This is a genomic window from Dehalococcoidia bacterium (genome assembly GCA_035528575.1).
GTDB lineage: Bacteria > Chloroflexota > Dehalococcoidia > E44-bin15 > E44-bin15 > DATKYK01.
The window spans coordinates 111,295-117,705 of sequence record DATKYK010000040.1; the positions used below are offsets into that span (position 1 = coordinate 111,295).

Annotated in this window: 6 protein-coding genes and 1 pseudogene; 1 reads left to right on the plus strand and 6 read right to left on the minus strand. The window is 50.3% G+C overall.

Annotation, left to right across the window (positions count from 1 at the left end; translation table 11 throughout):
- Window positions 1-42 precede the first annotated feature (42 nt).
- The 4 genes and pseudogenes from VMX96_10155 to VMX96_10170 all read right to left on the minus strand — a co-directional run bounded on the left by VMX96_10155 (window position 43) and on the right by VMX96_10170 (window position 4,156).
- Window positions 43-1,485, minus strand: a complete 1,443-nt coding sequence (locus VMX96_10155; GenBank protein ID HUU64261.1) for an NAD(P)/FAD-dependent oxidoreductase — start codon at window positions 1,483-1,485, stop codon at window positions 43-45.
- 101 nt (window positions 1,486-1,586) lie between these two features.
- On the minus strand, window positions 1,587-1,736 hold the full coding sequence (locus VMX96_10160) for a hypothetical protein (protein HUU64262.1): 150 nt from the start codon (window positions 1,734-1,736) through the stop codon (window positions 1,587-1,589).
- Between the two features lie 271 nt (window positions 1,737-2,007).
- A pseudogene (locus VMX96_10165) lies at window positions 2,008-2,265 on the minus strand (limonene-1,2-epoxide hydrolase family protein).
- A gap of 175 nt (window positions 2,266-2,440) precedes the next feature.
- On the minus strand, window positions 2,441-4,156 hold the full coding sequence (locus tag VMX96_10170) for an NAD(P)/FAD-dependent oxidoreductase (protein ID HUU64263.1): 1,716 nt from the start codon (window positions 4,154-4,156) through the stop codon (window positions 2,441-2,443).
- Window positions 4,157-4,584: 428 nt separating this feature from the next.
- Here VMX96_10170 and VMX96_10175 point away from each other — a divergent pair, with 428 nt between their 5' ends.
- Window positions 4,585-5,388: a crotonase/enoyl-CoA hydratase family protein gene (locus VMX96_10175; GenBank protein ID HUU64264.1), complete on the plus strand. Its 804-nt coding sequence runs from the start codon at window positions 4,585-4,587 to the stop codon at window positions 5,386-5,388.
- A gap of 549 nt (window positions 5,389-5,937) precedes the next feature.
- Here VMX96_10175 and VMX96_10180 read toward each other — a convergent pair.
- Window positions 5,938-6,159, minus strand: a complete 222-nt coding sequence (locus VMX96_10180; GenBank protein ID HUU64265.1) for a hypothetical protein — start codon at window positions 6,157-6,159, stop codon at window positions 5,938-5,940.
- Between the two features lie 109 nt (window positions 6,160-6,268).
- Window positions 6,269-6,370, minus strand: coding sequence for a transposase (locus VMX96_10185; protein HUU64266.1), 102 nt, complete (start codon window positions 6,368-6,370; stop codon window positions 6,269-6,271).
- Window positions 6,371-6,411 lie beyond the last annotated feature (41 nt).

Genomic DNA, 6,411 nt, shown 5'->3' on the forward strand with positions numbered 1-6,411 from the left:
ATTTGATTGTAATGTGGGCAGGATGCAACGGGTGCACACCGCTCAATGTGTCTGGTGGTATCTTAGAACGATGGGTGCTACATTGACGGCGGATTCTGTTGCATGATGTATCCCCACACCGTAGCCGCCAGAGTCAACGCCCACATAGAATAGACCCTGTATTGGGGCAGTGGGCGACGGCTTATATTGGCCGCATTGGCCCACTATCTGACCGAGACCGATGCACTCACCACCCTGACCGGGGACCACGCTGTCCCGGGTTACTCGGCTAACGTCGGCAGTGGTGTAGTCCTCGCGGCGTATTATGTGTTTACGTAGCTCTGGATTGAACTCGGCTATCTTTTCATCCAGCGCATCTGCCCACTTCTTCGTGTTTTTCATTTTAGGGTCGGCTACGCATACGGTTGCAGTCAGCAATACCTGTTTGCCCTCAGGGGCTAGATTGGGGTCAAAACCCTGGGGGTTGAAGACGATGATAACCATATCCTTGGGGATCTCACCCGCCTTGGCTTTCATGTAGACTTCCATGTTCCACACGCAATCGTCAGAGTAGATGACATATGTATTGTCTTCAAATACCACCTTGTCTAAAAAGTAACGGCTACCCATAAGACCCATGGAGGGGATCAATCCCCTGATGTAGTTGGCGTAGCTCTTGTCGAAGTGCTTCTCCCCCACCAGCTTGAGTACAGTAGGCTGGATCCCGGCGTTGCTTACCACGATCGGCGCCTTGAAGGTGCCTTTTTCGGTGTATACCCCCTGAACCTGACCGTTTTGGACAATGATTCGCTCCACCCTGGTGCGCAGGCGCAGTTCACCCCCGTCGCGTTTGAACGCTTTCATGAAAGTTTCAAATAGCTGAGCCTGGCCGCCGATGAAATAGGCCGAGCCAAGCTTGGTGGTAAAGTCGTTCATTGTCTTGGCCATCTCCGAGGCTGAAGCTAAGTCGATAGGCGCCAGGAAGAGGATATTGATGAATACCGCCAGGAAAGTGTAAACGGACCGGGATACATTATAGCGGCAAAGGAAATCGTGAAAGTTGACATTATCCAGGGCATTCATCTCCGCGGGGGTAAGGGCAGCCATATCGCTGAAAAGACGATTGACCTCGTCTGTCTCCTCCTTGGAGAGAATCTCGGGGATCATGAAGGGGGGTACAAGATTGAAGCTCTCGTATTTCTTTGATTTGGCGGGGCGGTACAGGAAGCCGCCACCCTTGAGGGCGGGCACCTGGTCCGACATTTTAATCTCCACCCCCAATTCTGTTGCCACCTCGTGGAACTTGGTGTTGAGCATCGGCGTTGCCAGTACCGGCCATAGCTCATAGGTAAAACCGTCTTTATGCATGTTTAACGATTTGCCGCCCACCCGGTCGTTCTTATCCAGAAGCAGGGTCTTCATGCCCCATTTCTGCAGCAGGGCGGCACAGGCACAGCCTCCGGGTCCTGCTCCCACTACGATAATGTCATATTTTGGAACTGCCATGATGAACCTCCTCACTTTATGGTATAGTCGTCTCTATAGTAGCATGCCCTTGGCACGGGCGGCGGTTACATGATCGGGCTCCGTCCACCACTTCTCCACGCCTATGTCCTCCGCCAGGACGTTGGCCGTGCAGAGTACCCCGCACCGGAGGTGACCAGGCCGCCGGGGTAGCTGCTTGCCCCTCTCAGGTAGAGGTTGTTTATCGGTGTCCTGTGGTTGGGGCAGCCGTCATTAGGGCGCCAGTAACCCATCTGCGTTGAATCGTAGGCACCCTGCTTATATGAGATGACGACATATTTCGCAACTCGTTCAATTAAATCGGCGACATTAAATTCCGTCGTTAAAATCTCCCTATTTAAGTTGATTTATCTATAAACGCTGAACCTAAAGATCCGTTACGTGAGTACCCATACAGCCTGTAATCATGGGCAGATCCAAGAAAGTTTTAATGCCCGGATTTTCTGCCTCGCAAACGAAAGGCACGGCGTTTACACAGTGGAAACCCGTGGCGCGGCATTTTAATCACCGCAATCTGTCTGCAGATTCCGGCCACTGGTTTATCACTTGATTCGCATCGAAGTAGTCACGCCAAGCTGTGACCTTCCCATTCCGAAGCTCAAATATTCCCATTACTGGTACCTCCACCCATTCCCCTTCCACTAAAAAGCGGTCGGTTCGCTCTGTTAGGACATTACATGTCGTTGTCTCGGCAATGTTGTGGAACTTCCAATCAACCTTGCTTGATACAGCAAACATAGGATCAAGCACGCCCCTGATAGCTTGATTTCCGTCACTGGTTCAATAGGAATGTTGTGGTAGAAGCATTCGGCATCTATAAACTCTAATGCCTTTTCGATGTCATGCTCATTACATGCTTATATGAAGTTTAAAATGACCTGTTGGTTCTCACTCATGTTAACCTTATTGATTTACGTACTCTTTGTTGAATAATACACTACTCCGGTATTCTACCCTCACGTGTTACTGCTGAAATCTTACCCTTCTCAGGTATATACCAGGGTGAAGCGTACCACCAGTCGCCGGGCTCGGCGACCCCGTCCTCGATGAGGGTGTGCATCAGGTTATAGCCACAAGCCATCAGGCATAGCCCTCCGGGGTGCGCCGCAGACTGATGAACAAAGTAGAGCCCATCGATCCCCGGCATACGGTAGCGTGCCATCTCTGGCAGGGGGCGCTCGTTCCACCACTGGTCGCGGCAGTGGCGGATGCCATACCATGAACCGCCGAGCATGCCAGTGTTGCGGAACTCCTGCTCCCATGGGGTCAATGTCAAGTGTTCTACCAGGTCTTCCTCGAGGTTCTCTACTACACAACCGAAGGCCTTGCGGCAGTAGACTTTCATCTCCTCCTTGTGCTTGTTCAGAGCTTCAGGACCGTCTATGTGGTACTCTGGTGGAGGTACGTAAAGCACTATCGAGTTTTCAATGTAGAGGCCAGGACGGGTGCATTGCGAGTGGAATGTGGGATCGATTATCTTGTTGCTGCCTGCCCACAGCCAGATAATCTCATCGTAGGGTACGGTGGGATTGCCCTGTATCCCCATGCAATCTGCTACGTGCCTGTAATATATTTCCCGCGAGTCCATCGGGTAGCAGACTCCTGTTTTCTCAGCCTCCTTATACTTTTCTCGATAGCGAAGTGGCTTCTTGGTGAGGAAGTAGTTACAGTATATGGGGCCACCCTTGATGTTGAGGTCGTTTACGCGCTGCATCAGGCCGGGATCCACGTTCTGCAACCCGAGGAGGTCATTGAAGGTCTGCTTGATCTCGGTGGCGCTGATAACTGCCTTGTCTGCCCAGATGACCTTGTTGCCCAAAGCTGCGTTGTCCCTGAGGCGAACGCCGACAGCTTTCCCATGATTTACGATGATTTCATCCACAGGGCAGCAGGTGCGGAATACCGCTCCGTGGGCTATGGCGCAGCGGATGAGGGCGTGGTAATAGCCGTGTATGCCGCCCATGGGTACTGCTCCAGTCGTGTACAGCACAGACGCTACCACGCTCTCCAAGGCGGGAATACCCATACCCTCGAAATGGCCGGCAGCCCCCGACATCCAGGCTATATACGCCTGGAATACTTTGAAGGCCTCGGTCTCCATGTGTTCGTCCATAAGGTCAAACTGGCTCCATTCCAGCAATTCCGGAGTCCATAATTCAGGAGCTCGCTGCTTATAGACCTGCATGAATGGCACGGTCTCGGCGTTTACCTCGACATAAGATGGGTGCGGCGGACACCAGAAGGTGGCGCGTAGCAGCTCCTGGCAGAAACCGCCGGCCACTCCACTGAGATTCAACCAGCCCTCAAGGTCTTTCCCGGTGGCGAATGACACTCCATCTTTGCACAGCAGACCCATAAAATTCTCGGAGAAGTCAATGCCGCCGAGATTCTGGGCTGACCAGTCCATTCGAGCGCCGTATCTCCATAGCTCGAGCTGCTCCCAGCCGGGAGCTGCACCACCGTAAAGGGCTACAGCATGTGGACTGATATGCACCCCGGCGATAGGTTCAGCGTTCTCCTGTGCACCGCCACACTCGGGCCGTTCCTCTAGAACGCATACGCTTAATCCGCTCTTGGCCAGGTATGCAGCTGTCGTGGTGCCATTATGGCCGGCACCTATGATGACAATATCATATCTTTCAGCATCACCCATTTTTTCGCCTCCTTCCATTGGAAATAAGCTGTTTTATCATGGAGCGTAGAAAAATCCACTGACTTACTAGATAAGGAAACAACTGGAAGTCCTCCAGCCATTCAGACAACTTCAATACATTGGACATTTCATTCGAGCTGTGTGAATAGTACACTGTTTGTGGGTGAGCACATAGTAGACTATGGTAGTGACGTTGTCAATGGCTAATTAGAAGATGAGATAATAATTGTGACACCATGATCAGAAGTTAAATGGTCGGGGTTTTGTATTTAAGAAGACCAAAAAACACGGTATAGACACCCTGATTCACTATCTAATTAATAGGCTCTCTGGGTGCTTACATACCCTCGGTTCTCTTGACTTTAAGTAATCACCGTCATAAACTCTACGAACGCAAAGGATTGACATTAATACAAGGAGTTGAACTCATGACAGGGACAATCAGCTTAGAGATCGTGGAACATATTGCGGATATACGCCTCAATCGCCCCGAGAAACGTAATGCCATTAACCTGGAGCTCATGTTGAGTTTAATTACAGTGGCCAAGCAACTTAAGGCAAACAAACAACTGCGTGCCATAGTGTTGTCCGGTAATGGCGAGGCTTTCTGTGCAGGAATGGATTTCGGGATCTTTACGGATATGCTAAGTGGGGAAATAACTGCGGATAGCACTGGCTTTGAAGATCTCAGTGAACAGGGTGCGAATCAAGGTCAGCAAATGGGCTGGTTATGGCAGGAAATACCAGTACCTGTGATCGCGGCAGTACATGGGGCTGCCTTGGGGGCTGGCCTCAATATCGCACTTGGTGCAGATATTCGAATTGTCACGCCAGATGCTAAGCTTGGCTTATTAGAAATCACGTGGGGGTTCTTGCCAGATACATCAGCGACCCAGTCCTTGAGACACCTGGCTAGCCTGGACCGCATTAAGGAGTTAATATTTACTGGACGCCTCTTCAGTGGCCAGGAGGCTTATGAATACGGGCTGGCCACCGAGCTGGCTGATTCGCCTTATGTGCGAGCAATGGAGATGGCGACAACCATTGCCGGCCAAAACCCTGACGCCATCCGTAGAGCAAAAGATATGCTAAATAAATTGGCATTCCTCTCCGTAGAAGAAGGATTAGCACTTGAAGCAGAACACTGTCGGTCACTGCTTGGCTCCCCCAACCAGCTCGAAGCAGCTGCCGCTCGATTTGAAAAGCGTGCTCCTAGGTTCTCCGATCCCTAATACTTATCCTGACACCAAACACCCACAATGAGAGAGTTCTGAATATTATTGACCATGTGCTCACGTTATATCTCTCGCGACTGGGAACCAATGAGTAATCCAACTAGACTCGTGAATACACTTTTCCTGATATTCTCCAGTTGATCCAAGTGCCGTATTTCAACATCAATCTCAGAATACCGTCTGGAGTAACAGCCGGGCTTCTCCTGGGAAGTGCCCGGGTTATTAGTCATTAGATCCCGCTCCGTAATTGTGGCGGGTAGTACTAGAGCTGATAGTTCAACGTTACCTTCAGTAGCATTAATGGTTTCGATTTTTAGAAAAAGCATTCGGATTTCAGAATCAAGCGTAAAATGCTCGGGATAAAGTGACAGATTATGTGTGCTTAGAATTATATTGCTGCCTTTCCAAGAGACAAGAGGGCTAAAGTGGCGATACTGCAGGCTCTCAGGGAAGGCTTTTTTTCGCCCAAATAGCTCTATAGTAACCCGCATAAAAGTTGCCCCAAAATCAACGCGATATACAGCCGGCAAATGCTTTATTACCCAGTTAATGTTCGCAATATCCAAGCCCCATCACTGGTACTTTTTCACCCTTGTATGTAAGCGTGGCTTCAATCTCATCTCTAAGTATTAGTGGCCACCATCCGATCGCCATCTTGGTAATTGGATCGTGAAACATATAGCCGTGATCCTCTTCAACAAACCTTACGCCCAAAGCCACAGCTTTTGCCTTTATGTCTATACTTATATCTTCGTGAGCTACTTTCACACTGTAACCTGCGGGAGTCCCGTCTATTTGGCCGCCGTCGCTAATGTATTGAACGAGTACATTGTGTTGACAATAGCAGAATCCTGATGTACACTCCCTTCACTATTCCTCAAGAGGAGGAAGCCTTTGTCTTAGCGTTCTTGCCCTCAAGGAAGCCATTGGTATAGGGATAGTCGAAGTAGTTGAGGATATCCTCGCGCCAGGTTTGCAGTGTGGTTTCTCCCCAAGATACAAAGGTCGGTGGGTGCTTTC

Bases quoted from the DNA above. Each gene is read 5' to 3' on its own strand.
- VMX96_10155 (HUU64261.1), bottom strand. From the start codon at position 1,485: ATGGCAGTTCCAAAATATGACATTATCGTAGTGGGAGCAGGACCCGGA.
- VMX96_10160 (HUU64262.1), bottom strand. From the start codon at position 1,736: ATGGGTTACTGGCGCCCTAATGACGGCTGCCCCAACCACAGGACACCG.
- VMX96_10170 (HUU64263.1), bottom strand. From the start codon at position 4,156: ATGGGTGATGCTGAAAGATATGATATTGTCATCATAGGTGCCGGCCAT.
- VMX96_10175 (HUU64264.1), top strand. From the start codon at position 4,585: ATGACAGGGACAATCAGCTTAGAGATCGTGGAACATATTGCGGATATA.